The organism is Pirellulales bacterium (assembly GCA_035499655.1).
Lineage (GTDB): Bacteria > Planctomycetota > Planctomycetia > Pirellulales > JADZDJ01 > DATJYL01.
Map to the genome: position 1 here is coordinate 43,415 of DATJYL010000197.1, position 26,281 is coordinate 69,695.

The 26,281-nt window shown below is 55.9% G+C and carries 26 protein-coding genes and 2 pseudogenes; 14 read left to right on the forward strand and 14 right to left on the reverse strand.

The window, feature by feature from the left end:
• Nucleotides 1-7: 7 nt before the first annotated feature.
• From VMJ32_14505 to VMJ32_14515, 3 genes are read right to left on the reverse strand one after another with little or no spacing between them, the layout of a single operon-like run.
• Nucleotides 8-490 carry a hypothetical protein gene (locus VMJ32_14505; protein HTQ40235.1) on the reverse strand — a complete coding sequence of 161 codons (483 nt, stop codon included), beginning with the start codon at nt 488-490 and terminating at the stop codon, nt 8-10.
• A complete protein-coding gene (locus tag VMJ32_14510) occupies nt 491-940 on the reverse strand; it encodes a hypothetical protein (GenBank protein ID HTQ40236.1) in 450 nt (149 codons plus the stop codon).
• Nucleotides 941-952: 12 nt separating this feature from the next.
• Nucleotides 953-1,471 carry a hypothetical protein gene (locus tag VMJ32_14515; GenBank protein ID HTQ40237.1) on the reverse strand — a complete coding sequence of 173 codons (519 nt, stop codon included), beginning with the start codon at nt 1,469-1,471 and terminating at the stop codon, nt 953-955.
• 734 nt (nt 1,472-2,205) lie between these two features.
• Here VMJ32_14515 and VMJ32_14520 point away from each other — a divergent pair.
• The 3 genes from VMJ32_14520 (at nt 2,206) to VMJ32_14530 (ending at nt 3,344) form a co-directional block, all read left to right on the forward strand.
• Nucleotides 2,206-2,673 carry an ImmA/IrrE family metallo-endopeptidase gene (locus VMJ32_14520; protein ID HTQ40238.1) on the forward strand — a complete coding sequence of 156 codons (468 nt, stop codon included), beginning with the start codon at nt 2,206-2,208 and terminating at the stop codon, nt 2,671-2,673.
• Nucleotides 2,674-2,779: 106 nt separating this feature from the next.
• Nucleotides 2,780-3,013 carry a hypothetical protein gene (locus VMJ32_14525; protein ID HTQ40239.1) on the forward strand — a complete coding sequence of 78 codons (234 nt, stop codon included), beginning with the start codon at nt 2,780-2,782 and terminating at the stop codon, nt 3,011-3,013.
• Nucleotides 3,003-3,344 carry a type II toxin-antitoxin system PemK/MazF family toxin gene (locus VMJ32_14530; GenBank protein HTQ40240.1) on the forward strand — a complete coding sequence of 114 codons (342 nt, stop codon included), beginning with the start codon at nt 3,003-3,005 and terminating at the stop codon, nt 3,342-3,344. Before VMJ32_14525 ends, VMJ32_14530 begins: the two co-directional genes overlap by 11 nt.
• 78 nt (nt 3,345-3,422) lie before the next feature.
• Here VMJ32_14530 and VMJ32_14535 read toward each other — a convergent pair whose 3' ends face one another.
• From VMJ32_14535 to VMJ32_14555, 5 genes are all read right to left on the reverse strand, one after another.
• Entirely contained in the window at nt 3,423-3,878 is a 456-nt protein-coding gene (locus VMJ32_14535) for a DUF1810 domain-containing protein (GenBank protein HTQ40241.1), read from the reverse strand.
• 189 nt (nt 3,879-4,067) lie between these two features.
• Nucleotides 4,068-5,009, reverse strand: coding sequence for a hypothetical protein (locus tag VMJ32_14540; GenBank protein ID HTQ40242.1), 942 nt, complete (start codon nt 5,007-5,009; stop codon nt 4,068-4,070).
• Nucleotides 5,010-5,379: 370 nt separating this feature from the next.
• The gene (locus VMJ32_14545; GenBank protein HTQ40243.1) at nt 5,380-5,565 is read right to left on the reverse strand and encodes a hypothetical protein; all 186 of its coding nucleotides are present in this window, start codon (nt 5,563-5,565) and stop codon (nt 5,380-5,382) included.
• Between the two features lie 25 nt (nt 5,566-5,590).
• Entirely contained in the window at nt 5,591-5,740 is a 150-nt protein-coding gene (locus VMJ32_14550) for a hypothetical protein (GenBank protein ID HTQ40244.1), read from the reverse strand.
• Between the two features lie 24 nt (nt 5,741-5,764).
• The gene (locus VMJ32_14555) at nt 5,765-6,058 is read right to left on the reverse strand and encodes a hypothetical protein (protein ID HTQ40245.1); all 294 of its coding nucleotides are present in this window, start codon (nt 6,056-6,058) and stop codon (nt 5,765-5,767) included.
• 402 nt (nt 6,059-6,460) lie between these two features.
• Between VMJ32_14555 and proC the strand changes: the two genes are divergently transcribed.
• The 3 genes from proC (at nt 6,461) to VMJ32_14570 (ending at nt 8,173) form a co-directional block, all read left to right on the forward strand.
• The gene (gene proC, locus VMJ32_14560; GenBank protein HTQ40246.1) at nt 6,461-7,273 is read left to right on the forward strand and encodes a pyrroline-5-carboxylate reductase; all 813 of its coding nucleotides are present in this window, start codon (nt 6,461-6,463) and stop codon (nt 7,271-7,273) included.
• 106 nt (nt 7,274-7,379) lie between these two features.
• Entirely contained in the window at nt 7,380-7,622 is a 243-nt protein-coding gene (locus VMJ32_14565; GenBank protein ID HTQ40247.1) for a hypothetical protein, read from the forward strand.
• A gap of 68 nt (nt 7,623-7,690) precedes the next feature.
• A complete protein-coding gene (locus VMJ32_14570; GenBank protein HTQ40248.1) occupies nt 7,691-8,173 on the forward strand; it encodes a hypothetical protein in 483 nt (160 codons plus the stop codon).
• 61 nt (nt 8,174-8,234) lie between these two features.
• On the opposite strand, the gene VMJ32_14575 is transcribed toward VMJ32_14570, so the two are convergent.
• From VMJ32_14575 to VMJ32_14585, 3 genes are all read right to left on the reverse strand, one after another.
• Nucleotides 8,235-8,564, reverse strand: a complete 330-nt coding sequence (locus VMJ32_14575; protein HTQ40249.1) for a DUF971 domain-containing protein — start codon at nt 8,562-8,564, stop codon at nt 8,235-8,237.
• Nucleotides 8,561-9,847 (reverse strand): AMP-binding protein, encoded by a 1,287-nt coding sequence (locus VMJ32_14580; GenBank protein ID HTQ40250.1) that lies wholly within the window; start codon nt 9,845-9,847, stop codon nt 8,561-8,563. The genes VMJ32_14575 and VMJ32_14580 overlap by 4 nt, the downstream gene beginning before the upstream one ends.
• Nucleotides 9,848-9,967: 120 nt before the next feature.
• Nucleotides 9,968-11,227, reverse strand: a complete 1,260-nt coding sequence (locus VMJ32_14585) for a PQQ-binding-like beta-propeller repeat protein (GenBank protein HTQ40251.1) — start codon at nt 11,225-11,227, stop codon at nt 9,968-9,970.
• A 296-nt stretch (nt 11,228-11,523) separates the two neighbouring features.
• On the opposite strand from VMJ32_14585, the gene trpD reads away from it, so the two are divergent.
• The 3 genes from trpD (at nt 11,524) to VMJ32_14600 (ending at nt 16,207) form a co-directional block, all read left to right on the forward strand.
• Nucleotides 11,524-12,546, forward strand: coding sequence for an anthranilate phosphoribosyltransferase (gene trpD, locus VMJ32_14590; protein HTQ40252.1), 1,023 nt, complete (start codon nt 11,524-11,526; stop codon nt 12,544-12,546).
• Nucleotides 12,543-15,041 carry a heavy metal translocating P-type ATPase gene (locus VMJ32_14595; protein HTQ40253.1) on the forward strand — a complete coding sequence of 833 codons (2,499 nt, stop codon included), beginning with the start codon at nt 12,543-12,545 and terminating at the stop codon, nt 15,039-15,041. Before trpD ends, VMJ32_14595 begins: the two co-directional genes overlap by 4 nt.
• 389 nt (nt 15,042-15,430) lie before the next feature.
• Nucleotides 15,431-16,207: a hypothetical protein gene (locus VMJ32_14600; protein ID HTQ40254.1), complete on the forward strand. Its 777-nt coding sequence runs from the start codon at nt 15,431-15,433 to the stop codon at nt 16,205-16,207.
• Between the two features lie 165 nt (nt 16,208-16,372).
• Here VMJ32_14600 and VMJ32_14605 read toward each other — a convergent pair whose 3' ends face one another.
• Nucleotides 16,373-16,600 (reverse strand): hypothetical protein, encoded by a 228-nt coding sequence (locus VMJ32_14605; GenBank protein HTQ40255.1) that lies wholly within the window; start codon nt 16,598-16,600, stop codon nt 16,373-16,375.
• A gap of 179 nt (nt 16,601-16,779) precedes the next feature.
• Nucleotides 16,780-17,583, reverse strand: a complete 804-nt coding sequence (locus tag VMJ32_14610; GenBank protein HTQ40256.1) for an MBL fold metallo-hydrolase — start codon at nt 17,581-17,583, stop codon at nt 16,780-16,782.
• Between the two features lie 285 nt (nt 17,584-17,868).
• Here VMJ32_14610 and VMJ32_14615 point away from each other — a divergent pair.
• The 5 genes and pseudogenes from VMJ32_14615 (at nt 17,869) to argS (ending at nt 24,855) form a co-directional block, all read left to right on the forward strand.
• Nucleotides 17,869-19,095, forward strand: a pseudogene (locus VMJ32_14615) (preprotein translocase subunit SecA).
• Between the two features lie 267 nt (nt 19,096-19,362).
• Nucleotides 19,363-19,917 (forward strand): annotated as a pseudogene (locus VMJ32_14620) (preprotein translocase subunit SecA).
• Nucleotides 19,918-21,603: an SEC-C metal-binding domain-containing protein gene (locus VMJ32_14625; GenBank protein HTQ40257.1), complete on the forward strand. Its 1,686-nt coding sequence runs from the start codon at nt 19,918-19,920 to the stop codon at nt 21,601-21,603.
• A gap of 39 nt (nt 21,604-21,642) precedes the next feature.
• The gene (locus VMJ32_14630) at nt 21,643-22,983 is read left to right on the forward strand and encodes a 3-deoxy-D-manno-octulosonic acid transferase (GenBank protein ID HTQ40258.1); all 1,341 of its coding nucleotides are present in this window, start codon (nt 21,643-21,645) and stop codon (nt 22,981-22,983) included.
• A 102-nt stretch (nt 22,984-23,085) separates the two neighbouring features.
• Nucleotides 23,086-24,855, forward strand: coding sequence for an arginine--tRNA ligase (gene argS / locus VMJ32_14635; GenBank protein ID HTQ40259.1), 1,770 nt, complete (start codon nt 23,086-23,088; stop codon nt 24,853-24,855).
• Nucleotides 24,856-24,928: 73 nt separating this feature from the next.
• Here the strand turns inward: argS and VMJ32_14640 are convergent, their stop codons facing one another.
• Nucleotides 24,929-26,140: a hypothetical protein gene (locus VMJ32_14640; GenBank protein HTQ40260.1), complete on the reverse strand. Its 1,212-nt coding sequence runs from the start codon at nt 26,138-26,140 to the stop codon at nt 24,929-24,931.
• Between the last annotated feature and the right edge of the window lie 141 nt (nt 26,141-26,281).

The following is a 26,281-nucleotide window of genomic DNA, read 5'->3' on the forward strand; positions in this document are numbered from 1 at the left end:
CGCACCTTTACCAAAGGCTTAAATGGATCCGCTGACGACGATGTTCTAATTTTGTCCAGTCCGTCCACTGAAGGTTACCGCGATATTCAAAAAACCCAACGCCGCGCAAGCTCAAGCACCAATTCATTGCATAATTGGGCAGAATGATCGCCATGTGCGACACCTCACCGATCATTGGATTTTGTCGATCGCTATTGCTTTGCAGTGCAATTCCCGGATGCGTGTGAACATCTGCTAATACTCTCGCATTTCTTTCGCGGCATACCTTCCAGAGGTTGGAAAAGCCATCGCTAGCAAAGGTAATAATCCCTGTATCAAGCGCGTGGGAATTTAACTCGTTGTAGAGAACAAACGATGTCACTTTGTCGGCCCATTCACCCCGCACGCCTAGCAAGAACGCGCCACTTTCATGGATACCACGTCCGGCCTTACGAAGGCAGCGTACCAATCGAAACCATACAAAAACTGGAATCTCTAAGTTGCGGTCCATTTAGTTCAACAGTAAATGAAGTTCTTCTAGCAGGTCGACTATCGAATGATTTCGATCCCATACCAGTCGTTGCAGTTCTGTCTTCCATTGACCATGCGAGTTCGCTGCTACGCGATCGTAAGGATGGTACAGCGAAGTCGGGTTTACAAAGACTTTTTCCCCGCGCCCGGCGATCTGCGGCCGCTTGTCCATGCTCAGCCAGTTTTTGGTTTCGGGATCCCAAAGATTCCCGGTTAATGCGTCGATCGGATATTTTTCACAATTCCACTTAAAGTAATATTTCGGAGCCAATCCATTTCCGTTGGCCGTAACCCAAAGCACTATATCTGGCCAAATCAGGTCCGGCGGGAGCAGCGATGGTTCGCATACTCCCCACCGGCCCTCGTTTGAGCCAATCATGAACCGCGCGGACTTTAGGTCGGCGCGCATTGCGCGTTCATCAGGCGTCATAAGGTCCTCGCTTTAGCCCTGAATCTTAGGATCAGGAAGGAGGTCAAAGGTCAGATGGCATTTTCCTTCGTGGACGAACTCGCAAAGATCCTGCGTCCGACGGGCACCGACCTTGGTACCATTGACCTGCAAGAACATGTGCTTCTTATCTTGACCCTCGGCGAGCGGAAATTTGCTCAAGGCCCAATCAAGCACATAACCGATGCGCGTCCTCGACGCAAAGTGTCGTTCTTCCGTGCGTTCTTGATAATGCACGACAACAGCAACACTACGGCAACGGTGACAGAAAATGTGATAGCCGCTTTTTACACCAATGCTAGCCAGCGTAGCGTCAAACTCTGGGCTAACCAAATCGTCATCGCCCGGTGACTCGATACCGTCTGGTGCGACAACTTCGATTGCGAAGGACGCAACATCGATGCCAACACCATCCTGCTTCAGCAGCTTCCGAAGCGTCTCTTCAGGTGTGGCGACCAGACATTCTGGCTGAACACCCTCCCGGTGCAGAAACAATTCAAATTCATTTTTCATCCTCGTCTCCTTTAATAAAAAGGACAGTGCGACAAACGACTAGCACTGGAACAATCCAGCGCTTGACAACTGAGCCGCACTTTGCCGAGAATGAGGTTCTTCGAATGGGCCCTCATACGGCTCAGTGCGGACGCGCTGCGGAAACAGCGCGTCCGTTACTTTTCCGATAAACCTTACCAGCAACGGTCGTTGGAACAGTAACGATAATGGTCAGATTAACAATTTTGCCGCCGGTTGTCAAATTTCAGAATCTATATAATTATTTGTTTCTGAAAAAAACATGTTTGCGACGCATACTTGTTGACGTAGGTGTTTCTGGGGCTTATAGTTAGGACATGGCAGCCACGAAGTCAGAAGCGGCAGACCCGATCTACAAAAAGATCGGCGAGTTAATCCGGCAATACCGAACTCATCCTGGCGGGCCCAATCTCAGCCAAGACGAGTTGGGGCGTGCGATATCGTTGACAAGAGCCTCGATCGCAAATATCGAACTCGGCAGACAGAAGGTATTGGCACACACACTCATACAAATTGCAGCCGCTTTGCACGTAGCACCTGAGCAATTGCTTCCGAACGGAATCGCCACATCACACGAAGCGATTTTTCCAAGGAGTCTGAGGGCCGAAGCGCGACAGTGGATCGAAAGCGCCATCCAAAATAACTGTGTTAACGTCCTCAGATAAATTATGCGAGTGCGACGGAAACACATTCGCGACCTTGCCACGAAGATTCTATTGAATCACGGAATTACTGCGCCTTCTGTAGACGTCGAACGAATCGCAAGAGATGAAGGCATCAAAGTTGTAAGAGAATACGCTAACGATAGATCTATTTCAGGGTTTCTGGATCGTCGCAGCGCAGTTCCGATAATCGGTGTCAACAGGCATCACCTCGAGAATCGGCAACGTTTCACGATCGCCCATGAGCTTGGGCACCATTTTCTTCATAGTGAATCCCTATATTTCGATGACCGAGTCTTACGATTCAGAGATGCCGAATCCAGTGAAGGCATTAACACTGATGAAATGGAGGCGAATCTATTTGCTGCTGAACTACTAATGCCGAAAGAGTTTCTCGAGGATTATTTCAGCAATCATATACTTGACATCAATGATGATGAAGCGATTGAGGATTTGGCCAAAGAGTATAAAGTAAGCCCTCAATCGTTAATGTATCGATTGAACTATCTCGACTTGGCCTGAAACTAACTTGAGTAACCGCCGGTGCCACTGGCTATGTTAGTATAAGCCGTGACTTTCGTTCTGGCGCAGGCTAATGGTTACTTCAAACGCTAAACTGGCAAATTCTATGAATCCCATCACGATTACCGGTCAAGTAGACGAACAGCATCTGCTTTCCGCGCGTGCGCCGGATTCGGTTCCGCCGGGGCCGGTGACGATTCTGGTGTTGCCAGCCGGCGAGCAGGACGATGGCGAGCAAGCCTGGATGGCGGGAATCGCGAACCAATGGACCGAGGAGTTGAGCGACTCTCGTCAAGATATTTACACGCTGGACGATGGAGCGCCAGTGAATGCACCCTGACGATATTTATTTGGCCAGCTTTCCCTTTGGCGACGCTCCGGGCATGAAGCTGCGGCCTGTGTTGTTGCTGACTGACCGTTTGGGCAGCGTGCCGGAAGTGGTGGTGGCATATATTTCGTCAGTGATTCCGGCGGTTCTGTTGCCGACCGATCTTGTGATTGATCCTGTGAATCCCGACGGTGCATCAACCAATCTCAAAACCAAGTCGGTCCTTCGATTGCACAAACTAGCAACCATTCATGCCAGTGCGATTGTTCGTCGGCTGGGCGCTATCTCAGCGAAAACAAGTACCGAAGTTGACGGCAAGCTACGCGCGCTGTTTCAGTTGTAAAAGAATCGGTTTCGTCAAATCTAGCGCCCTGCGCGACCAATGATCGCAGCTTTATGCTAAGGGAGCGGTGGGGCGGGTTTATACGCCCAATATGGCCAGTGTGTTGGCGTCGGGGTGGCCGGAGAAGTATTTGGTAAGGGCGGCGGCGAATACCGTGTTATCGTCGGGTACGGCGTCTTGGGAGTGAGTTTCAGGGTAATGCTGCGTCGCGGTTTGGAAGAGCGTCATGCAAGAATGGAATTTCAGATGGTCGGGGTAGGCGAAGATCTCGTCGATCGGGCGGTTGTCGATGTTTAGCACAAGCTCGGTGCATTCGCGCAGGCGTGGGCCGAGCACCGGGTGGGCGGCGTAGGCTTGCGCTTCGGCCAATGAGGCGATGGCAAATTTTTGGGCCGTGGCGCTGCGGCCTAGACCGGCGATTTGCGGAAAAATAAACCACATCCAGTGGCTGCGTTTTTGGCCGGCGCGGAGTTCTGCGACGACGCGCGGGTACACGTGCTCTTGGGCGTCGAGAAAACGTTGGAAATCAAACATGGCAATTAGCGGTTAGCGATTAGCAATTAGCGGTTGAGGCTCGCTCCGCTGGCGCGTCGCGGTTAAACAATAGGTTTCGCCAAATCTAACGCCCTGCGCGACCAACGGTCGCGGCTTTATGATTTCCAGCGCTCTGCTGGCGCGTCGCGGCTAAACGGATTGAGATACAGCAGTGTGGAACGGCACCGCTTAGGAATGCTGCTGTTTGCGGGCGCGTTTGGCTTGGCGGCGGGTGAGATTTTGGGCGCTGTTTTTGTCGCCGGCGCCGTTATCGGCAGTTCCATCGTCGTCGTTGTCGACCACGTGGTAATCGACCAAATCCAGCGTGCTGCGGCGGATCACTCGGCCTTGGCCATCCAGCTCCTTGGAAGTGCGGGCTACGATGCCGCCGGGCACGTCGACGCTGGTGACATCGAGGGTGACGTTGGTGCCGCGGGCACTGCGCTGAATGGTCCGCTCGTAGGCGGTCGATTTCACCTCGTGCAGCACGTTGTAGGGCATGTCCAGCGCGATGACTTCGACCGTGGTTTGCGGCTCGTCGAGCGATTTGCCATCGGCGGTGAAGAAGCGGGTTTCGCGCTTGAGCACGTACGGCTCTACGTCGTCGGACAGGAACAACTCGGTGACTTGCTTTTGACGCCCGGTGTTGGCCGAAACTTGTTCGATGCGGCAGGGAACTTGCCGCCCGTCGACGGTGAGGGGCTCGGTGCCCAGCGATTTCAGCTCGGTGGAATCGTTCGGCGATTCGCCATAGTAACCGTATTCGACGGTTTGAGGCGGGCTTTCGAAGCGGCGGCCATCGACTTCGACCGTGCCTTCGATCCGGAGGGTAAGCCGTTTGGCGTCGGCGCGGACCAGCGTGGTTTTGGTTTCGGTGATCGTGGTATCGACCACTTCGCCGCGGTCGTTGAGCGTGTCGGTGACGATACGCACCTTTTTCCACGTGCCCGGGTCAAAGCGGCCCCAGACGTGCAGATCTCGCGGGGTAAGCTCGGTCGAGGGCGGGGCGGCGATGGTTTCCGCTTGAAGCGGACCGTTGCAAAGCATGGCGCCGTTGAGAACCAGCAACACCGCCACACTTGCCAGCAGCAAAGCAAACTGCCAACGGCGGTGAATGGGGTTACAACACATGGCCAATTCAAACGGAGAACAAAAATGCGTGGCTTGTTGCCATCGGCCAACCAAGCAAAGCGGCGGACCGCCAACCTCGGCAAACTGGAAGGCAACTATCCGGTGCAGCCCAGGGCCTTGCCGCACCCATGGAACAAATCAACAAATCAGCAAATCGGCCGACGACTGCCAAAACTCGTGAGGTAGAACAACGATGGTGGGAGCAGCTAACCGGCTTCCGTTTTCCGGGCCAAAACATGCGTGTGCTGCTGACAGCCCAACCGTTTGCTAATGCGTATTGATAGCAAAAATACGCAGGCCTGGGAAGATGGCGAATGGAGAAAATCGCCGCTTTTGATGGTGCATGGACTGCGAAAGTGCGAATTTCGGCTTACTTTTTGACGTTTGAGGCCGGAATTCCCGCTTCAATGGCGGTGGGGAAATCGTTGGCGGTCGCCGCGACGTGGCTGGGTTTGGGGATTTCTGACTTGGGATGCGTGGTCATGCATCCGGGGGCGACGAGCATCGCCAGCCAGAGCCCCGCCAACTTCAGTATGCCAAAGCGTTTTGAATTCATGTGAGTCAACATCCTTTTACACAGCTTACGGCTGCACGCGCTTTTGAGCCATCCACTCTTCCACGGTGCGCGGTTTTTCGGGTTGCTTTGGCCGGAACAAACTGCAGCCGGGTGCGGCGGCGAGCAACGCACCGGCGAGCAGGGCCAGCATGAGGAATCGACGGAAACGAATCATAGCGTCGCCTTTACAACCCGAAATCTACTTCTTTGATTTCGAGAACCATTGCGAGGGATGAAAGATTTTATTGTTCCAAAAGGAGCTTTTCTTTTTTTTGCTGGCGGTGTCGACCATGGGTGGGGCTTCGTCCGCGTTGGCTTCGACGACGGTCAATTGAGAATCGTCTTTTTGCACGCCGCGGGCGTCATTGGTGGAAGTTTGTTGCTGCGAGCCGGCAGCCAGCGGCAACCAGGGCAACCCTTGGCTCCAAGCGGAAACGCCAACGGATAAAACCGCCAATAGGCATACCGCGCCTAACATACGACGCATCGACATGGCCCGATTCCTCCGTGAGATAGTAGACAATTGATTGAATCGATGATTCCCAACGACGCAGCACCTTATTCGGCGAAGCGACGATTGGGATGATGATTGTGGAGCGAATTGCGACTGAGAAAAGTGCTTGGAAGATGGTTTGGGCCGCCGGACAAGGGAATTCTCCGCCGACGGAACGACCCAGCATCCTCGCTGAAAAGGTGGCGGAGTGTCGCAAAAAACGGCAGTTCGATCCAGACGAATTTACCCGGAAATTGCCCTGCGGTTGTCCGTTTCGCCTGGGTAACGTAGCATTGCTAGCAAGGTCATTTGTCCCGTAGTCAGTTGTTCAAAGTTGACCAATGCAAATTGACAGTTAACCGGTGGCAAAGGACAAGCGGCAAAAGACAAATTTAAATGGACATGCTCAAGCAAACGGTTGGATTTATTGGAGCAGGACAAATGGCGCGAGCGCTGGCTCGTGGATTTACCACCGCCGGTTTGCTAGCAGAAACGCAAATGGTGGCTGCCGATCCGGTGGCCGCGGCCCTGGCGGAATTCCAGCGTTTGCTGCCGGGGTGCAGTACGGAGCGCGAGAATGCCGAGGTTGCCCGGCGCAGCGACATCATGGTGCTGGCCGTCAAGCCGCAACAAGCCAAAACCGCGCTGGCCGAGCTGCGCGGCGCCCTGGGAAAAGACAAATTGGTAATCTCCATCGTGACGGGCATCCGCTTGCAGGCACTAGCGGAAGGGTTGGGGCCGTGTCGATTGGTGCGCGTGATGCCGAATACGCCGTGCCTGGTGGGGCAAAGCGCCAGTGCGTACTGCTTGGGACCCGGCGCTACCCAGGCGGACGCCGAGCTGGTGGCCCAACTGCTGGGCTCGGTAGGCGTGGCCATACAGTTGGATGAAAAACTTTTGGATGCGGTCACCGGATTGTCCGGCTCGGGTCCGGCATACGTGTACCTGATGATTGAAGCATTGGCCGATGGGGGCGTACGGCTGGGACTTCCACGGGAAGTCGCTCTGAAATTGGCGGCTCAAACCGTGAAAGGGGCGGCGGAAATGGTGCTGACGACGGGCGATCATCCGGGCGTGCTCAAGGACCGCGTTGCCAGTCCCGGCGGAACGACGATTGCCGGCCTGCACGTCATGGAAAACCACGGCGTACGGGGAGCGTTGATTTCCGCCGTTGAAGCGGCGGCCCGCCGCGCAACGGAATTGGCAAACGGCTAAGCGAAGCGTATATACTTGCAAAGAGAAGCGATTGTCTGGAACGATTCACCTTAAAAACTAATGACAAAATTCGCGGGTCGAACTTCGTGCTCAGCGATTTGCATTTATGTCTATTTTTTGCATTGTTGACGACAAGCATATTCCCTTGTACCGCATCGTGTGGATCGCGGCGGTGCCGCACTTTTGCGGCCATGACGATTGCACCCAAGAGGGCAACTACGAAATCCGCTTGGAACAAGGAGAATCGGTGTGGGCCAAGCGCGAGGAGCGCGATGCCGTGCTGAATGCACTGGAGAATTGGCAAGGCAGCGTGGGGGGAGAAGACGAAGAATGGGAAGAACCGCAGTGATATGATTCTCGTATACGTGTACCTCTGATTTACTTCCGGCTGGCGCCGACCTGCGAGAAACTTTGCCCATGTCCACTTTCGAAAATCACGACTACAAATGGCGCGAAACCTATTTCGTGCTGTTCGATTCGGCGCGGCGGCCGATGCTGGAACAGGTCAAGCGCCGCTTGCTCAAAATTAATCCACGTTTCGAATTGAGCAACGGCGAGGCCGACGAGGCCGGCCACATTGATTCGCTTTCGCTTCGTTCGCCGCAAGATTACGCAGCCATGGACATCAGCTACGTATCAGGCGAAGAAGTGTCGGACCAGGTGGATGAGCTGCAACGGGACATGAAAGGCAATGTCGATGCTACGGATCGACCCAAGCTGGCCCAGCTTTCCCAGTGCGATGCCAAGTTCGACATTCTGCATTTCGAACAGGTTTCCAACGATGAGGAAGAGGACGACGGGGAAATGCTCGACCCCAGTGCGTTGCTCGGCGTGATGGATGCCCTGATCGAACTGACCAAAGGCGTGGGCGTGGATCCGCAATCGGGCAGTTTGATGTAAAGCGGCTAGCAATTAGCAATTAGCGACTAGCAATTAGCGGATAGCGATGAGCAGACGCTTGCTAGTTGCTTTCTTGACCCAACTGCCGCAGCAGGTCCAAGGTATAAATGCCGGTGCTGTGGCCGTCGCTGAATTCGATGGAGTAAGCGTAATTTCCCACGGGCTCCATCTTAGCGATTTGCAGCGGCAGGGCTTCTGCTGCCGACAGCACGGGCAACAAGTTGGCGGATGGCGGGGCTGCGGAACGTTTTTCTCGGCAAGTGGCACACGGGCAGGCATCGCGCAGTTCGCGGAACGAATACTGGCGGCGCGCGCCATCGCTCCAATCGATGATTAAGGCATTTTCGCCCGTGCGAGACAGTTTAATCGGATGAGATGACGTAGAACTCATCCTCGCCGCTCCCGCTTGTCAATAAATCGCTTCCCTTTTCCTTCGAATCGGGGCAGCGAACCCAAGGGAACGGTTTCTACCTCGACGCGCAGCCCAATCCGCAATTTAAATTCCTGCATAATTCGATCGGGCTGTTGCAGTCGATCTTCCACTTCGATCCGCAAGCGGTCCATTTCGGAAACTTTGTACACCGTGGCGCGGTACTCCACCACTTCGGGAAAGCTGCGCAAAATATGGTCTATGCTGCTGGGAAACACATTGACGCCGCGAACCACCAGCATGTCGTCGTTGCGTCCCAATACGCCGCCATTAAGCAACACGAAGCGGTTGGTTCCTGGATGCCGCCAGGTGGGTCGCACCACGTCGCCAGTGCGATAGCGCAACACGGGACAACCGGCTCGACCCAAATTGGTGATGACCAATTCCGCTTCTTCGCTATCTTCCGCCGGGCCACCAGTGGCCAACGACAGAAACTCGGCAATGTACTCGGCTTCGACCACGTATAATCCTTGACCTTGCGAATCGCCGAATCCCCAGGGACCCACTTCGGTGGCACCGCAGTGATCGTGAACCTGCGCGTTCCATAATTGTTGCAGCCTGGCGCGAACGGCCGGCACTGATCCGCCCGGTTCGCCCGCTAAAACCAAGACTCGCACGCCGAATTGTGCGACGTCCAGATCGTGATGTCCCGCCACTTCAGCCAAATGCAAAGCATAACTGGGGGTGCAACACAACACCGTGGGCTCATTGTGGCGGGCCAAATCCAAGCGTTGCAGCGAGCTCATGCCGCCGGTGGGAATAACCAACGCCCCGCGCTGGCAAAACGATTCATACGCGCCCCAAAAGCCGATGTGCGGGCCGAACGAAAAGGCCATCAACACGCGATCGCCGGCGCGAATGTTCGCCGCGTCCAGCACGTATTGCCAGCACTGCAGCACCCATTGCCAATCGTCGGGCGTATCGAGCACGGCCAAAGGCCGACCGCTGGTGCCGGAAGTTTGATGAAAGCGAGAATATCGCTCCCGCGGCCAGGTGTGGTTGCGGGCTGTATCACCGCCGCTGGCCGAAACGACAAGTTCCTCTTTGAACGTGAACGGCCAGCGTGCGAACTCCGCCAGCGAATCTACGGGCCGTTTCATCCGGGCCAGCTTTTGCGCGTAAAACTGATTGGCGGGCAAGATCTGGTCCAGCAGCGCATTGAGCCGCAGCAGTTGATATTGCTCCAACTCGGCGCGGGGCAACGATTCCAAGCGGCGACGTTCAGCAGCAGTCGTGGGTGTCATCACTGAATTCTAGGCCGGACGGTGTTTTTTTGTAGATCGCTCTGCAGACCGAGCCATGAGCAAAACGCGAGCAAAAATCAACGGTTTCAAAGGATGTTTCACCAGGACAATCAAGAAGAATTATTTCCCGCCGATGGAAATCAGATGCGACAGGGTGCGGAGGTACATTTTGCCGTCGGCGATGGCGGGGGTGGCCTGGCTGCCTTCGCCCAGCGGATTGCGCGCCAGCTGCTTATATTCGTCCGCGGCGGCCAGCACGACCACATCGCCATCGAGGGAGATGCAATAGATTCGGTCGCCCACGCGGACCGGGGAACCGTAAAAAATTCCGCCCACCCGCTGCCGCCAGTGAACTTTGCCCGTGGGCACGTCGATGCAACTGACAATTCCGCCGTCGCCCCACAGGAACGCCAAATCGCCGGCGGTGCAAATGGTGGTCACATACGGCGCCGACGATTTGGGAATGCTGTAGACCAATTGGTACGGGCTGCCATCTTTGTTGCCGGGCTTGATGGCCACGACCATGTTATTTCCCTTGCCCTCCTGCCCCTCGCCACAGTTGGCTAAAATCAAACCGTCGGCCAAGACGGGCGAACCGACGGGCCGCAGTTTGAACACCGGCGCTTCCCAATTCACGGCGCCGGTTTTCAAATCGTGGCTGGTGATGCCGTAGGCCCAACTGCAGACGATGAGTTCGCGGCCGGTCGGCGTATCGAGGATACAGGGGGTGGCATACGAAGCATTCTGGCGGTTGTCGGCGTACTTGCGAGGAATTTTCCAGCGCTCTTGCCCGGTGGCCGAGTCAACGGCAATCAGAAATCGTTGATCGCCTTCTTGATCGTTGGTGATGATGACCTCGTCGTCCACCACAATCGGCGAAGTGCCAAAGCCGTGCTGGCTGATGAATGGTCCCAGATTGATTTTCCACACTTCATCGCCATCGTGGGTTAACGCCTGCAGGGTGAACTCGTCGGCCGAGGCCCAGGCCAAATAAATCCGCTTGTCGTCCAAAGCCGGCGTGCTGACGGCAAAGTTGTTTTGCGCGTGGACGTGATATTTGGTTCCGGGAAAATCTTTCTGCCAAATTTTTTGTCCATCTTTGGCGCTAAGACACAGCACATGGCGCGTGGCGGTATCGGGATCGGCGCCGGTGACAAACACCTTGTCGCCCCAAACAACCGGCGACGAATGCCCCACGCCCGGCAGCTCCACTTTCCAGTTATAGTCGCTTTCGGTCCATTGGATGGGAATGGTTGCCGCCGCTTCGCTTTGCCCCTGGCCGTTGGGACCACGGAAGCGCGTCCACTGTTGGGCATATGCCGCTGCGCCGGTCAACCAGACGCACAGACAAGCCCCAAGCATCGTGCGGCGAGAAATCATGAACGAACCTTTTAATCGGCGTATGCTCTGTTAACGAATATCGCTGACACGATGGTAACGCATGCAGCCGGTATATTCTAGGATTGGCGTCGCGCGGTAGTGGGTCAGTTTGAAATGTAGAGGCGGCTGTCCTCAGCGGCTGACGCAACAATCGCCGAAAAAACGGCCGGGGACAGCCGTCGCTACATTCCTCATTGATCAAACTGACCCATTACCCGTCGCAGGGCAAGTTCCCATTCCCCATTCTTTCTGCTGCGATAGAATTTGTTGCCAGCCTATTCTCCACGGTATTTTCCATGCTTACAGAAACGCTTGGTCGCCTGGCGGCCGGGGAAAACTTATCGCAGTCTGAGGCGACCGCCGTTTTCGACGCGGTGATGGAAGGTCACGTACCCGAGGAGCAAATCGCCCTGCTCTTGACCGCGCTGCGAGCCAAAGGCGAAACGGTTGACGAAATTGCCGGTGCGGCAGCTTCGCTGCGGAAGCAGATGACGCCAATTCGCACGCGGCATTCCATTGTAATCGACACCTGCGGCACCGGCGGCGGCGGTTCGAAGCTGTTCAACATCAGCACGGCGGCGGCGCTGGTGACGGCCGCTACAGGGACGCCAGTCGCCAAGCATGGCAATCGAGCGGTAACCAGCCGCACTGGGTCGGCCGACGTATTGGCCGCTTTGGGCGTCAACATTGCGGCCGAGGTAACCTGCGTGGAGCGTTGTCTCAATGAATTGGGGATTTGTTTTTGCTTTGCGCCGCTGGTACACCCTTCGATGAAGCGGGTGGCTGAAGTTCGCCGCCGCTTGGGTATGCCCACCATCTTCAATTTGCTAGGGCCCTTGTGCAACCCGGCGGGCGCTCCGTTTCAATTGCTGGGTGTCGGCCGGCCAGAGTCGCGGCCAGTCATGGCTCAAGCATTGGCTAAGTTGGGCACCAAGCATGCAGTGGTTGTTAGCGGTGGCGAAGGACTTGGCGAAGTGAATATCGCTGGTCCGACGGAGGCGACGGAAGTGATGGCTGATGGCAGCATTCGCGAATTTCAGTGGATTCCCAGCCTGTTCGGTTTGCCGACGGCCGATTCGCTCGATTCGCTGGTTGTGAAAAACGCGGAACAAAGCGCCGAGATGATCCGCGAAGTTTTGGCAGGCAAGCCCGGACCTGCGCGCGACATCGTGATTGCGAATAGCGCAGCAGCCACGTGGATTGCTGGAAGCGAAACAACGTTGCAGACTGCGGCCAGCAGGGCAAAGATGATCATCGATAACGGGGCCGCGAGCCGCACACTCGCCAATCTCGTCGCAATGACAAACGCAACACGATGAGCGAACAACATCATCACAAGCTTGGCCATGCCAACAGGCTGCCGACGGCCGGCGGCGAAAAAGTGCGCGATCCGGTGTGCGGCATGCTGATCGATCCGGCTCGCGCCGCGGGCAAGTTCGAATATCAGGGCCAGACATATTATTTTTGCAATCCCGGCTGCCTGAAAAAATTCCAAGCGCAGCCGGATGTGTATTTGTCTTCCGTCCCGGTCGCCAGCGGACCACAGCTTTCCGTTTTGCAGCCAGCACGCGGAATAGCGGTTCATGCATTGCACCCTCACCCCAGCCCTCTCCCAAAGGGAGAGGGAGCAAAAGCGAGTGTTCAATTCACGTGCCCCATGCACCCGGAAGTGCGGCAAAACGGGCCGGGAAGCTGCCCGATTTGCGGCATGGCGTTAGAGCCGCAAAATGTCATCGTTGGGGAAGAAGCCAATCCTGAACTTGCCGATATGTCGCGCCGTTTCTGGATTAGCATGGCATTGAGTGCGCCGCTACTAGTTGTTGCGATGCTCGACATGCTGCCTGGGATGCCGCTGCAACATTGGTTCGGCGCGGCTACGCTGCGGTGGATCGAGTTTGCCCTGGCCACGCCGGTCGTGCTATGGGCGGGGCTGCCGTTTTTCCAGCGCGGTTGGCAATCGGTGGTACATCGCTCGCCTAACATGTTCACGCTGATTGCCATGGGCACGGGCGCCGCATACGGCTTCAGCGTGGTGGCCGCGTTTGCGCCGGGATGGTTTCCGGAATCGTTGCGCGGGCACAACGGACAAGTTGAAGTTTATTTTGAAGCGGCCGCTGTGATTATCACGTTGGTGCTGTTGGGGCAAGTTTTGGAATTGCGAGCGCGGGGGCAAACTTCCAGCGCCATTCGCGCATTGCTGGGATTAGCCCCCAAAACCGCACGTCGAATGAATGCCGATGGCAGCGAACACGATGTGCCGCTGGATCAGGTGCAAGTGGGCGATCGGCTGCGGGTGCGGCCTGGTGAAAAAGTGCCGGTGGACGGTGAAGTGCTGGAAGGCGCCAGCAGCGTGGATGAATCGATGATCACCGGCGAGCCAATCCCGGTGGAAAAACAAACCGGCGACCGTGTCACCGGCGGCACGGTCAACGGCACGGGTTCGCTGGTGATGCAGGCGCAGCGCGTCGGCAGCGAGACGTTGCTGGCGCAAATTGTTCGCATGGTGAGCGAGGCCCAGCGCAGCCGCGCGCCGATCCAGCGATTAGCCGATGTCGTGGCCGCATGGTTTGTGCCGGCGGTGATTGGCGTGGCGATTCTTACGTTCACCCTTTGGTCGACCGTGGGGCCGGAGCCACGATTGGCTTACGCTTTGGTCAATGCGGTGGCGGTTTTGATCATTGCTTGTCCTTGTGCCTTGGGACTGGCAACGCCGATGGCAATTATGGTAGGCACCGGACGGGGCGCCATGGCCGGCGTACTGGTGAAAAACGCGGAAGCATTGGAAGTGTTGGAAAAAGTCGACGTGCTAGTGGTCGATAAAACTGGCACGTTGACGGAAGGCAAACCACGATTGATGACGGTGGAGGGCGCAGGGAGCAGGGCGCAGGAAGCAGGATATAAAGCCGCGACCGTTGGTAGCGCTGATGACAAGTCGGACGAACAACTCCTTCGCCTAGCCGCCGCGCTGGAAAAGGCCAGCGAGCATCCGTTGGCGGCGGCGATTGTTACCGGCGCCCAGGAAAGGCAACTCGCAGTTCCTGACGTCGTGAAGTTTCGTTCCATCACCGGAAAGGGCGTGACGGGAAACATCGAAAATCACGATGCGGCGCTCGGCAACGTCAAATTATTGGAAGAGTTGAGAATTGCCGTGCCGAAGGCTGCTTTGGATCGGGCGGAAACGCTGCGGCGCGATGGCCAAACCGTCATGTTTGTGGCCATCGACGGCACGTTGACCGGATTATTAAGCGTGGCCGATCCGATCAAAGCAAGTACGCCCGAGGCGATTGGGTTTCTGCACGCCGATGGTGTGCGGATCGTGATGCTGACGGGCGACAGCCGCACCACAGCCCAGGCAGTGGCAAAAAAATTGGGCATTGACGAAGTTCTAGCAGAAGTTGCTCCGGGCGAAAAAGGGAACGCGATTAAACATTTGCAGAGTGAGGGGCATATTGTGGCGATGGCCGGCGACGGAATCAACGATGCGCCGGCGCTAGCGCAAGCACAGGTGGGTATTGCGATGGGGACCGGCACGGATGTGGCGATGGAAAGCGCCGGACTGACATTGGTGAAAGGAGACTTGCGCGGCATTGCCAAAGCCCGGCGTCTGAGCCGCGGCGTGATGCGCAACATCCGTCAGAATTTGTTTTTCGCCTTCGTGTACAACGCATTGGGTGTGCCGATTGCAGCAGGAGTGTTGTATCCCATCTTCGGCCATGCTGCACTGTTGAATCCGATGATTGCCGCAGCGGCGATGAGCTTCAGCAGCGTTTCGGTGATCAGCAATGCCCTTCGCCTGCGGCGGCTTGCGTTGTGAAGAAAAACCGGCACTACGATTGAACGCCGTTGCGAATTGATGGAACAAACCGCTGATTCACGCTGATCAGCAGCAATGGATTGCCAGTAGCTTTTCTCCGGACTATCGCCAATTAACGTGTGTTAGCGGTTTGTTCATTGAACAGAAGGAAACAGAGACAGCGGAGAATTAGGGCCATTTTTCAAGAATCTGTTGCGACTGTAGCCGAATGCTCACAGCATCCGGACCGGACGGCGTGGCCGTCCGGCTATTTGGTGTCACGTTTCGAGAAATTTTCCAAAAAATCTTCGCCGGTGCTGCAAAACAGTTGACTTGGGGGGGGGGGGGGTATGCTGGGCAGTTCTGGAAAAGAGAAGAGCGGTTTCGTTTCCACTCCGATTCACTCATCGATGAAGGAACCGCTCGTGAATTGCATTGCGAGAGCCATTACAGCGTTGGTAAAACTCACCCGCACGACTAGCAGGTTATCTGTAATCGTACTTTTACTTTGCGCAACAAAGTCCTACGGTGCCATTTATGTTGTGGCAGATCGGTCCGTATTCGACGCTGAAACCGCTGGTCTATCGACCATTGATTTCAATTCATATTCTAGCGGCGCGCTGACGAATTACAGCACCCCAAGCGGCTTGACAGCAACGGGAATAGAATTCGTCGGCAACGTGACCGGTGGTGGAAACTTTCTTTATGCTATCCAACCAGCATATTATCCGCCAATATACGACCAATGGCCAACCGGATCGAGTCCAACCGTCTTGCAAGGGCCGGGAAGTGCGGGTGCGGTGGCAGTAGGTGAACTCGACGTGAGTGGTCCATTAGGAACTGCTGTCGGCACGGGATTTTACACCGTTACTGATGGGATTGGACCTGTGCCCCAATCCGTCCAGGTTTATGTTGACACTGGGTTTTCAGACCTTACCTTTACCGTTCCCACTTCGGGCGCACCAACGATAGATTTTATTGGGATCATTGATACGGAGTCGGGCGAACCTATACAAGACGTTTCGTTCACCGCTGGCGGCACTGCGACGTATCCGAATCTGTCAGATTTTCAATACGGTGAATTCGTACCGGCCCCCGAGCCGAGCGGACTTGTGTTGGTCGCGCTGGGCGGCCTGGCGGCCATCGGTTGTCGCGCGCTGCTGCGGCGGAAGGCCAATGCTGTTTAGAATGGCGCGACTCGCCGATCCCATCGGCGGCTTTATGGGGGAAGATGTCGAAGCCCTAACTAACTGGCGGAATCGATTGGCGGATGGAATCGAGCAGTTCCCACGTCCTGTGCTGATCGCACCATTACAGACAATAGCACAGTGAAAACACTTGCATCCGCTGATTCAAATCCAGTCACGCCGTTTCATTATCTTGATGAATTCATCAAGCATCGTATGAACTTCAACATCAGATGCTTGAGGAAACGCGCATTGTAGTTTTGACTGGAGATTTCTGCAGCCTTCGTCAAACCACCGCGGTCCGGCCAGCAGTTTGTCCGCAGGATTCATTTCCCGGGCATTACGAATTTTCTCGCGAAACAATTCGTCGGCGAGTTCCTTGGTCGGTTGCATTTGGTAATACTCCCTGGAAGCGATTCTCTCGCAGTCGCACTATAGCTATGAATTTACACAGAGCGTCCTCTATCGTCTATCGGATAAAGCCTAACGGTGGTGGGACAATTTGAAATTCCGACAGCCGCTTTTTCCGACTGACACAGTCGGGCTATGTTCAAATTGGCCCACTACCAAGCCTAACACAGTTCCAGCCGCAGGCCGTCGTAGGCTAATTCCATGCTCGGCGGCAGCATTGCGTTGGTGGCAGCGTGCTCCAAATCGTGGCACATGTGGGTGAAGTAGGTGCGCTTGGGCCGCAAACGCTGGGCAACTTCCACAGCCTGATCCAGGCTGTAATGCGTGACGTGCGGTCGTGGGCGCAAAGCGTCGAGGATGAGCACATCCAGCCCGTTCAGTTGCGAAAAGCTTTCCGGTGGAATGCCGTTGGTATCGGTGCAGTAAGCGATATTGCCGATGCGAAAGCCGAGCACTCGGAACTTGCCATGCCACAAGCGGATGGGAATGATCGGCTGGCCCAAGAGTGTAAACGGCTCCAACGAAATTCGTCGCAGGTCTAACTGCGGCACGCCGCCGCCGTAGCCGTGATTGTCTTCGGCAAAGGCGTAATCGAACGATTTGCGAATTCGGGTCTCCACAAAATCTTCGCAGTACACCGGCAGCGCATGACCAAGGTAGTGCGGAAATAACCGCAAATCGTCCAGGCCGAACACGTGGTCGGCGTGATCGTGGGTATATAGCACCGAATGCACCAGACCAACTTTCTCGCGCAACAATTGAGTGCGCAAGTCTGGTGGAGTATCGATCAACAAATTCCCCTCGGGCAAACCCAGCACCAGCGAGCAACGGGTCCGCTGGTTCTTCGGATCGCTGCTGGTGCAAGTTGGACAGCCGCAGCCAATGCAAGGCACCCCGACCGATGTCCCCGTTCCCAGGAATATCAATTGACCTCGAATATCAGCGGTTTGCGGTTGCAAGGGCATAACGAAAAGATGGAAGGAAACAGCGAGCAATAAGAATGTAAAACCGGACTAGTTGGAAACGATGGCGTTATGCCCCAACAACTTACGACGTTTACCAATCGCCGAACCGTTCTTGACCCACTCTACCAAATCGCTATAAACTTCTTTGTCGGCAAACTCTTACGTCCATTATTGGAAGTTGGCGCGCCCCTTGCATTATTGTAACAGGCACGGGGATTCTGCCGAACTGGCATCCCGTACGCGCGCGTCCAACGAAAGCTGCTCACTTTGGAAAACGGCCAGACGATGGAATTTTGGGAACAACTGTGGGAAGTCATTGGGAATTTTTTCACCGGTCTAAGCCGGTCGGTGGAGCGCGGCATTACGTCGCTGTTTGGTTCGTCCAATGCCCGATATGTCAAGAAGTTACAGCCGAAAATCGCCGGCATCAATGCTCTGGAGCCCAAATACCAGACCATGAGCGATGCGGATTTGAAGCAGCAAACCGCGCTTTTCCGCCAGCGGTTGAATGAAGGCGAAACCCTGGACGACTTGCTGGACGAAGCGTTTGCCGTTTGTCGCGAGGCCGGCCGGCGCTTTTTGGGCATGCGGCACTACGATGTGCAATTGATCGGCGGCATCGTGCTGCACAGCGGCTCGATTGCCGAAATGATCACCGGCGAAGGCAAAACGCTGGTGGCCACGCTGCCGGCATATCTGAATGCCTTGGAAGGTAAAGGCGTGCACGTGGTTACGGTGAACGATTATTTGGCTCGCCGCGACATGGAATGGATGGCGCCGGTATACATGAACCTGGGGCTGACCGTGGGGGCGATCCAAGCCGGCATGGACGGTGCGGAGCGGCAGAAAGCATATGCGTGCGACATTACCTACGGCACGAATAACGAGTTCGGCTTCGATTACCTGCGTGACAACATGCGGCCGGCTGCGCGGGACGATTACCACTTTCCCAAGCACACCCAGCAGGTGCAAGGACCGTTGCATTACGCCATTATTGACGAAGTCGACAACATTCTTGTGGACGAAGCGCGCACGCCGCTCATCATTTCCGGTCCGGCGCACGACGACGTCGCCAAATACACCAAGGCCGACAAGCTGGCGCGGCAACTGACCAAAGACGCTCATTTCGAAGTCAAGGAGAAAGAACATACAGTCGTGCTCACCGACGAAGGGGTCCGGGCCGCGGAACGGTTTGCCGGAGTGGAAAGTTTTTACACGGCCGGCAACATGGAATGGCCGCATCTAATCGACAACTCGCTGAAAGCCCATCATCTGTACAAGCGCGACGTGAATTACGTCATTGAAGACGGCGAGATCATCATTGTCGACGAATTCACGGGCCGCAAAATGCCCGGCCGCCAATGGAGCGACGGGCTGCACCAAGCGGTCGAAGCCAAGGAAGGCGTGCGCGTGAAGGAAGAAACGCAAACGCTGGCCACGATCACGCTGCAGAATTTCTTCAAGCTGTACAAAAAAATCTGCGGGATGACCGGTACGGCCATGACCGAGGCGAACGAGTTCTGGAAAATCTACAAGCTCGATGTGATTGCCATTCCGCCCAATCGGACGCTGCAACGCATTAACCACGCCGACGTGATTTACCTCACCGAGAAAGACAAATTCAACCAAGTGGCCAATGAAATCGAACGGATTCACAAGTGGGATACTGTGGAGCTGACCGACGGCAATTGGCTGGTCGGAACGGTGAAAGGCGAGAACGAACAAGAAATCACTTTCGACGACAAAGACAACCGCGAGCTGCGCACCATCCTGCGCTCGAAAATCAAGTTGCTTCAAAAGCGCGGGAGGCCGATTTTGGTCGGTACCGTTTCGATTGAAAAAAGCGAACGGCTGTCGGCACTTTTAGAGCGGCGCGGTATTCCGCATCAGGTGCTCAACGCCAAGCATCACAAGCGCGAGGCGGAAATTGTGGCCCAGGCAGGCCGCAAAGGAGCGGTTACGATTGCCACCAACATGGCCGGTCGCGGCACCGACATTATCCTCGGCGGCAATGCCGACGCCATGGCGTGGGCCAAGCTTCAAGATAAATATCCGACACGATTGGAAGTGCCACGCGACGAATGGGATGCCTTGGTGAAGGCAATTGAAGAACACGAACAGACGAAGGCCGAAGGGGCCGAGGTGAAAGCCTTGGGCGGCTTGCACATCATCGGCACCGAACGGCATGAGGCCCGCCGCATCGACAACCAGCTGCGGGGCCGTTCCGGGCGCCAGGGTGATCCCGGCTCGGGCCGTTTTTATCTATCGCTGGAAGACGACCTGATGCGGATTTTCGCCGGAGAGTGGGTGAAGAGTGTGCTAACCCGGCTGGGCATGAAAGAGGGTGAGGCCATTGAAAGCCGGATGGTTTCGCGCCGGATCGAAGGGGCGCAAAAGAAAGTCGAGGAGCGCAACTTCGACATCCGCAAAAACCTGCTGGAATACGACGAAGTGATGGACGAGCAGCGGAAGCGCGTCTATTCGTACCGGCAGCGGATTCTCGACGGCGGAAACTGCAAGCAGTTGATTCTGGACATGATTGACCGCCAGATCGAACACAACCTGACTGTGTTCCTGGATAAAGATTACGGCGCGGAAACTTTTGCCAAATGGGCGGGTAATCTGCTGTCGGTGGAATTAGAATCCAAGGAATTCCGCAATCTCGATTTCCAAACCGCCCAGCAACAGGCCAAGGACGAAGCCGAGCGAATCGCCGAATCGCAAGTGTTTGAAGCGGTGGAAGAAAATCTTCCCGAGAATACGGAAGAAGACTGGAATTGGGAGGCGCTGGCCAAATTTTCCAACTCGCGCTGGAAGACGAACTTTCGCGATCGCGATTTGAAAAAGCACGGCCGCGACGGCGTGGCCGAATTTATGATCGAGCAAGCACGCGAGTCGATCCGGCAGATCGATCTGGGTGAGGGCGCCCGCTTTTTGGAACCCGATTTGGGCGTGCGCACGGCCTGCGGCTGGGCGCAATATAAATTTGGAATTGTCGTTCAGCCGGAAGAGGCACGAGATTTGGAGCCGGACGCATTCGTCGAGCTGCTGCGCCGCAAGGCTCGCAAAGCATACGAAATGAAGGAAGCAGAATTTCCAGTGATGGCGGGCTTGCTGCACTTCACCACCCGGGACAGCGCCGGGCAAAAGCGCTACGACCGCGATCAGTTGGTCGTGTGGGCGCGCGACCGGTTTCACGTGGATTTATCGCTTGACGACTTGAGGAACAAGCAGCAGGACGAAATTCGGGTTGTGTTGGTCGAACATAGCCGCCAAAATTTGCGTGCCGCGGCGGAGGCGCAAGCCGAAATCGAGCGCCTGGTCGATGACATTTTCAGTAACGCGCCCAACGGACACCCTGAGCAGAATGGGGCGTCGTTAACCGTTCGCACGGTTCAGGGGTCAAACTGGCTGGAAAGTGCGCCAGTTCAGGCGCTGGTCGCCAAGCTCAAAGAGTACGATCCGCAATTTCCGGCGGAGCAAATTGGACAGCTTGATCACGAACATCTGAAAATTCGCGCCGCACTCACGGTCGACGACCATTTCCGGCCTGAAATGCGCCGCCTGGAACGCAACTTGGTACTGCAAATTTTGGATGCGGCTTGGAAAGATCATCTGTTGGCCATGGACCACTTGCGTTCCAGCGTGTCGCTACGGGGCTATGCCCAGGTGGACCCGAAGGTGGAATACAAGCGCGAAGGCATGCAAACCTTCGAAGCCATGTGGACGAACATCGGCGATCGCGTCACCGATTTGATTTTCCGCATGGAACAGTTGGACGAAATCTTTGTGGGTTCCACGTGGAAGGAAACCTCCGCCACCCACGAGGAAGCGCCGCCGCCCACGAGCAACATCGGCCAGCAACAGCAAGCGGCCATCGACAACATGCAAAGCGATAAAAAAATCGAGCCGATCCGCAATCGGCAAGATCGCGTGGGCCGCAATGATCCGTGCCCCTGCGGCAGCGGCAAGAAATTCAAAAACTGCTGCATGCGAAAGCAAGGCGGCCAGGCGGCCTGAGAGATTCCGAATCGCAACATCAGTCGGGAATGGATTCCCATGACGGCACTTTTCTTAAACGCCGCTTATTTTCTCACGCTGATCGTGGCCGCGCCGTGGTTGATTTATCAAAGCGTCTTCCGTGGAAAATATCGGGAAGGATTTGCCGCCAAGTTTTGGGGAGCGGCGCCGCGGCGAAATTCAAACCGTCCGTGCATTTGGCTGCACGCTGTGAGCGTGGGGGAAGTGAACTTGCTGGGCGTGTTGCTCAAACACATTGCCATGCACCGGCCCGACGTCGAGTGCGTCATTTCCACGACCACCAAAACCGGCTACGACCTGGCGAAATCAAAATACGCTCAATACACCGTGTTTTACTGTCCGCTCGATTTTTCTTGGGCAGTACGCCGGGCGATGAACCGCATCCGGCCGTCGCTGCTGGTGCTGGCAGAATTGGAACTGTGGCCCAATTTGGTACGGGCCGCCCGAGAACACGGTGCCCGGGTAGGCATTGTGAATGGCCGGCTGAGCGAAAAAAGTTTTCGCGGTTACCATCACATTCGCCGGTGGCTGCTGCCGGTGTTAAATTCAATCGATGTGATTGCCGTGCAAAACGAGGAATACGCTCAGCGATTTCGAAACTTGGGCGTCGAGCCGGAGCGAGTTTGCGTTACCGGCTCGCTGAAATTCGACGGCGCCCAGTGTGACCGCCACAATCCGCGCACGCAATCGCTGCGCAAATTGGCCGGATTTTCCGCTGACGATGTTGTGTTTCTGGCCGGCAGCACGCAACAGCCGGAAGAACAATTGGCGCTGGCGGCGTTTCAATCGCTGGCTGGCGAATATCCACAATTAAGGTTAGTCATTGTGCCGCGCCATCCGCACCGTTTTGACGAAGTGGCGGCGCTGCTGGATCGCAGCGGATTGAAGTGGCAAAGACGATCCGCGCTAAGCGAATCAACTAACTCACCCCTCACCACTCACTCCTCATCTCCGGTTCTGTTGGTCGACACCGTCGGAGAACTCGGCGCCTGGTGGGGCACGGCGACAATTGGCTTTGTGGGCGGCAGTTTGTTCTCCAGCCGAGGCGGACAGAATATGATTGAGCCTGCCGCTTATGGCGTGGCCCTGTGCTTTGGCCCGAACACGCAGAATTTCCGCGATGTCGTGGCGCTGCTGTTGGCCAATGACGCTGCGGTGCGGGTCGCTAGCGGCGAAGAACTGACCGCTTTCGTCCGCCGCTGTTTAAGCGATACAGCTTACGCCGATGGTTTAGGTCGCAACGCCGTGGAGTTGGTGAAAGCACAGCAAGGCGCGACTGCCCGCACATGGGCGCGCATTGAACCATTGCTGCCGCAGCCTGTCATTCAGCTTGAAGCCGCCAATCGACCGGCGGCGTGAACGCCATTGGCAAAGTCCCAAGACAGTGTCAAACTCTACAGGGCAGCAACGCCTCAACTTTCGCGACTCACTTCACTCGAATCTCGCCTTACCTCCACTGCCGTGAACATTCTGCACGAACTTCACCGCCGCTTTGCCGCCGCACTGAGCGGGATGGTCGATAGCCCGGCGGATTTGCTTTCTCAAGTGCGGGCCAGTCAAGACCCGAAGTTCGGCGATTATCAGGCCAATTGTGCGATGCCACTCGGCAAGCGATTGGGCAAGCCGCCGCGCGAGATTGCGAAAGAAATTGTCGCCCGCCTGGATGTTGCAGGTTTGTGCGAACCGCCGGAAATTGCAGGGCCGGGGTTCATCAACTTGCGGCTAAAAACCGACTGGCTGGAACAACAAGCGGCGGCCGCTTCTGTCGATGCGCGATTGGGCGTCCCCATGGTAGAAAAGCCGCACACCTACATCGTCGATTACAGTGCCCCCAACGTCGCCAAGCCGATGCACGTGGGACACATCCGCAGCACCGTGATCGGCGATTGCCTGTACCGGACGCTGAATTTCGCCGGCCATAAAGCGATTAGCGACAATCACCTGGGCGACTGGGGCACCCAGTTCGGGATGATTATTTATGGATACAAAAGCCAAGAAATTCGGGACAAAGTTAAAGCCAGTGGCGCGGCGGAAAAACTAGGCGAGTTCGGCGCTTTGTATGCCTTCGTGAATCGCTTGGGCGAAGAGAATCCAAAGATTCGAGAGGCCGTGCTGAGCGAAACGGCTAAGTTACACGGCGGCGATGAGGAGAATTTACGGCTGTGGAACGAAATTCGGCAACAGTGCGAAAGCGACATCGAGCGGATTTACAAACGCCTGGGCGTGAAATTCGATGAACAACTTGGTGAAAGCTTTTATCACGATCGGCTGGCGGCGGTGGTCGACAATCTGGTGAACAAAGGCATAGCACGGGAAAGCGACGGTGCGATTGGTGTGTTTTTGGATGGTTACGAAACGCCGTTTCTTATCCGAAAGCAAGACGGCGCATTTCTGTACGCCACGACCGATTTGGCCACGATTGCTTACCGCATGGATCGCTGGCATCCCGACGCCATTTTGTACGTGGTCGATCATCGGCAGAGTTTGCATTTCGTGCAGTTGTTTGCCACCGCGCGGAAGTGGCATCCGGAATGGTCCAGCGTCGAATTCAAACACATCAGCTTCGGCACCGTACTAGGCAAAGACGGCAAGCCGTTCAAAACGCGGTCGGGAGAGACCATCGGACTGGACGATTTATTGGGATTAGCTGAAGTTAAAGCGCTGGGGATCGTCAAAGAAAACGATGATGCAAAGCCAAATGGGCCAGAATTGACAAAAACCGAGCGGATTGATGTTGCGAGAAAGGTCGGTATTGGTGCAATTAAGTACGCCGATCTTTCGCAGAGCCGCACCACCGACTACGTGTTCGATTACGACAAAATGTTGGCCATGAACGGCAATACCGCCACGTACATGCAGTACGCGCATGCCCGAGTGCGGGGGATTTTTATCAAAGGGCAGAAGCAATTGGGCGATTCCGGGGAAATGGCCCGGCCGGCTGGGCCGCAAACCATATCGCTTTTGCATCCGGCGGAGCGGGCTTTGGCCTTGGCCGCGCTGCAACTATCCGAAGCCATTGATCTGGTGTTGGCCGATTATCGACCCAATCAGTTGACCAGTTATTTGTTCGAATTGGCCAATCGGTTTAGCACGTTCTACGAAAACTGTCCGGTGCTCAAAGCCGAAACTCCAGAGTTGCTGCAAAGCCGACTGGCGCTGTGCGATTTAACGGCGAAGGTGCTGCGGCAGGGATTGGAACTGCTGGGGATTGAAGTCGTCGAGAGAATGTAATTGAAGCGATTAGCGATTAGCAATTAGCAATTAGCGAAGCACAGATTGGTGCCTCGTTGCTAATTGCTAACCGCTAATCGCTAGTCGCTGTTTTCCGTAATTCCGTCGACGAAATATCTTGTCGGAATAATTCGCTGGGAACTTCATCGCAGAGTTGTCGCAACGCCTGGGGCAACGACAAATCGCCGCATGATTGAAATTGATGATCGACCAGCCGGCCGAAAACTAGAAACCGGCAACCACGCTCGGCGATTCTTTGAAAAGCTGCGTTGGCGGCCGCCGGATCGTTCCCATAGTAGCGCGGTTGGCCGATCCGGAGCATCGTATCTGCCCCGACGATGAACGTGGCGCCGGGAAACAGTTGCGACTTCTCGTCGAACGTGGGCGCGCGGGTTAGCCATAGCGGCAAGTGTTTTTCGTTGAATTGGGCAACACGTAGCTGAATTTCCGTGTAATCCAGCGGCGGTTTGTCAACGTTTTCGACGGATAATTCAAATTCCACCGGCAGGCTAAGCCGGGCTGCGGCAACTTCGGCCATCTGCAAATGTCCGGCATGCAGCGGATTGAATGCGCCGGGGAAAATGGCACGGGGTTTCCTGGGTTTGCCCCCCGGCGACTCGCCGGGGGCTAACTGCGGACTCGGTATCAACAACTTCTCAGTTCGACCAAGCAATAGATTTTGCCACTGCGAAGGTGCGACAGTGCGCGTGGATTGAATATCTTCGGGCTCAAGCAGTGGCAGCGAAAGCTGCTCGGCAATGCCAAACGCTTCGGCCGCAGCGTTGAGCACCATTTGGGCGGCAATCGACTCCTCTGCAAGTCGGCTGCGGCGACCTTTTACGAGTTCCAATGAATGGGTAACTGTTGCCGCTGCGGTTTGCAGCGCGACGTGGATGCGGTGCGGACCACGCTTGGGCCGATCGCTGGCCAGGCTGGCCGTGCAACCAATGCCGACGGGCGGCCGCTGTTCTTCCTCTTCCTTGATGGGAGAGGGCTGGGATGAGGGTGCTTCTTTCTGTAAATGCCTGGCCCGTTGAAACGCGGCCATGGCCATCAATCGGGCGGTGCGAGCAGAACAAAAACTCTCCGGCCGGGCATGCAGAAACTCTACCAGCGACGCCACCGAATACGGAACGACTGCTTCTAACACGGTCCGCGAACCGCCGGGCACTGACAGTAAATCGCCGATGGCCCGACTGCCGCCGCCGGTAACCGCCAGCACCAGTTGGCCAGGGCCGGCATGAATGCGGCGAACGAAATCTTGCCAAGGTATTGGATCGGACATGGCGGCCTCCACTCAGATTGTAACACACGTGGCGGCAACAGGTTGGGCATGTCGATGAGCGTAGTTTTCGCCCGCCATTAAGTGTCCAAGTGCAAAAAACGCAATCTCTTCCAAGATTTCGCAATCCTGGGCGAAGAACAC

Coding starts and splice junctions, on each gene's coding strand:
- VMJ32_14505 (HTQ40235.1), bottom strand. CDS start 490: ATGGACCGCAACTTAGAGATTCCAGTTTTTGTATGGTTTCGATTGGTA.
- VMJ32_14510 (HTQ40236.1), bottom strand. CDS start 940: ATGACGCCTGATGAACGCGCAATGCGCGCCGACCTAAAGTCCGCGCGG.
- VMJ32_14515 (HTQ40237.1), bottom strand. CDS start 1,471: ATGAAAAATGAATTTGAATTGTTTCTGCACCGGGAGGGTGTTCAGCCA.
- VMJ32_14525 (HTQ40239.1), top strand. CDS start 2,780: ATGAATCCCATCACGATTACCGGTCAAGTAGACGAACAGCATCTGCTT.
- VMJ32_14530 (HTQ40240.1), top strand. CDS start 3,003: ATGCACCCTGACGATATTTATTTGGCCAGCTTTCCCTTTGGCGACGCT.
- VMJ32_14535 (HTQ40241.1), bottom strand. CDS start 3,878: ATGTTTGATTTCCAACGTTTTCTCGACGCCCAAGAGCACGTGTACCCG.
- VMJ32_14540 (HTQ40242.1), bottom strand. CDS start 5,009: ATGTGTTGTAACCCCATTCACCGCCGTTGGCAGTTTGCTTTGCTGCTG.
- VMJ32_14545 (HTQ40243.1), bottom strand. CDS start 5,565: ATGAATTCAAAACGCTTTGGCATACTGAAGTTGGCGGGGCTCTGGCTG.
- VMJ32_14550 (HTQ40244.1), bottom strand. CDS start 5,740: ATGATTCGTTTCCGTCGATTCCTCATGCTGGCCCTGCTCGCCGGTGCG.
- VMJ32_14555 (HTQ40245.1), bottom strand. CDS start 6,058: ATGTCGATGCGTCGTATGTTAGGCGCGGTATGCCTATTGGCGGTTTTA.
- proC (HTQ40246.1), top strand. CDS start 6,461: ATGCTCAAGCAAACGGTTGGATTTATTGGAGCAGGACAAATGGCGCGA.
- VMJ32_14565 (HTQ40247.1), top strand. CDS start 7,380: ATGTCTATTTTTTGCATTGTTGACGACAAGCATATTCCCTTGTACCGC.
- VMJ32_14570 (HTQ40248.1), top strand. CDS start 7,691: ATGTCCACTTTCGAAAATCACGACTACAAATGGCGCGAAACCTATTTC.
- VMJ32_14575 (HTQ40249.1), bottom strand. CDS start 8,564: ATGAGTTCTACGTCATCTCATCCGATTAAACTGTCTCGCACGGGCGAA.
- VMJ32_14580 (HTQ40250.1), bottom strand. CDS start 9,847: ATGACACCCACGACTGCTGCTGAACGTCGCCGCTTGGAATCGTTGCCC.
- VMJ32_14585 (HTQ40251.1), bottom strand. CDS start 11,227: ATGATTTCTCGCCGCACGATGCTTGGGGCTTGTCTGTGCGTCTGGTTG.
- trpD (HTQ40252.1), top strand. CDS start 11,524: ATGCTTACAGAAACGCTTGGTCGCCTGGCGGCCGGGGAAAACTTATCG.
- VMJ32_14595 (HTQ40253.1), top strand. CDS start 12,543: ATGAGCGAACAACATCATCACAAGCTTGGCCATGCCAACAGGCTGCCG.
- VMJ32_14600 (HTQ40254.1), top strand. CDS start 15,431: ATGAAGGAACCGCTCGTGAATTGCATTGCGAGAGCCATTACAGCGTTG.
- VMJ32_14605 (HTQ40255.1), bottom strand. CDS start 16,600: ATGCAACCGACCAAGGAACTCGCCGACGAATTGTTTCGCGAGAAAATT.
- VMJ32_14610 (HTQ40256.1), bottom strand. CDS start 17,583: ATGCCCTTGCAACCGCAAACCGCTGATATTCGAGGTCAATTGATATTC.
- VMJ32_14625 (HTQ40257.1), top strand. CDS start 19,918: ATGAAAGAGGGTGAGGCCATTGAAAGCCGGATGGTTTCGCGCCGGATC.
- VMJ32_14630 (HTQ40258.1), top strand. CDS start 21,643: ATGACGGCACTTTTCTTAAACGCCGCTTATTTTCTCACGCTGATCGTG.
- VMJ32_14640 (HTQ40260.1), bottom strand. CDS start 26,140: ATGTCCGATCCAATACCTTGGCAAGATTTCGTTCGCCGCATTCATGCC.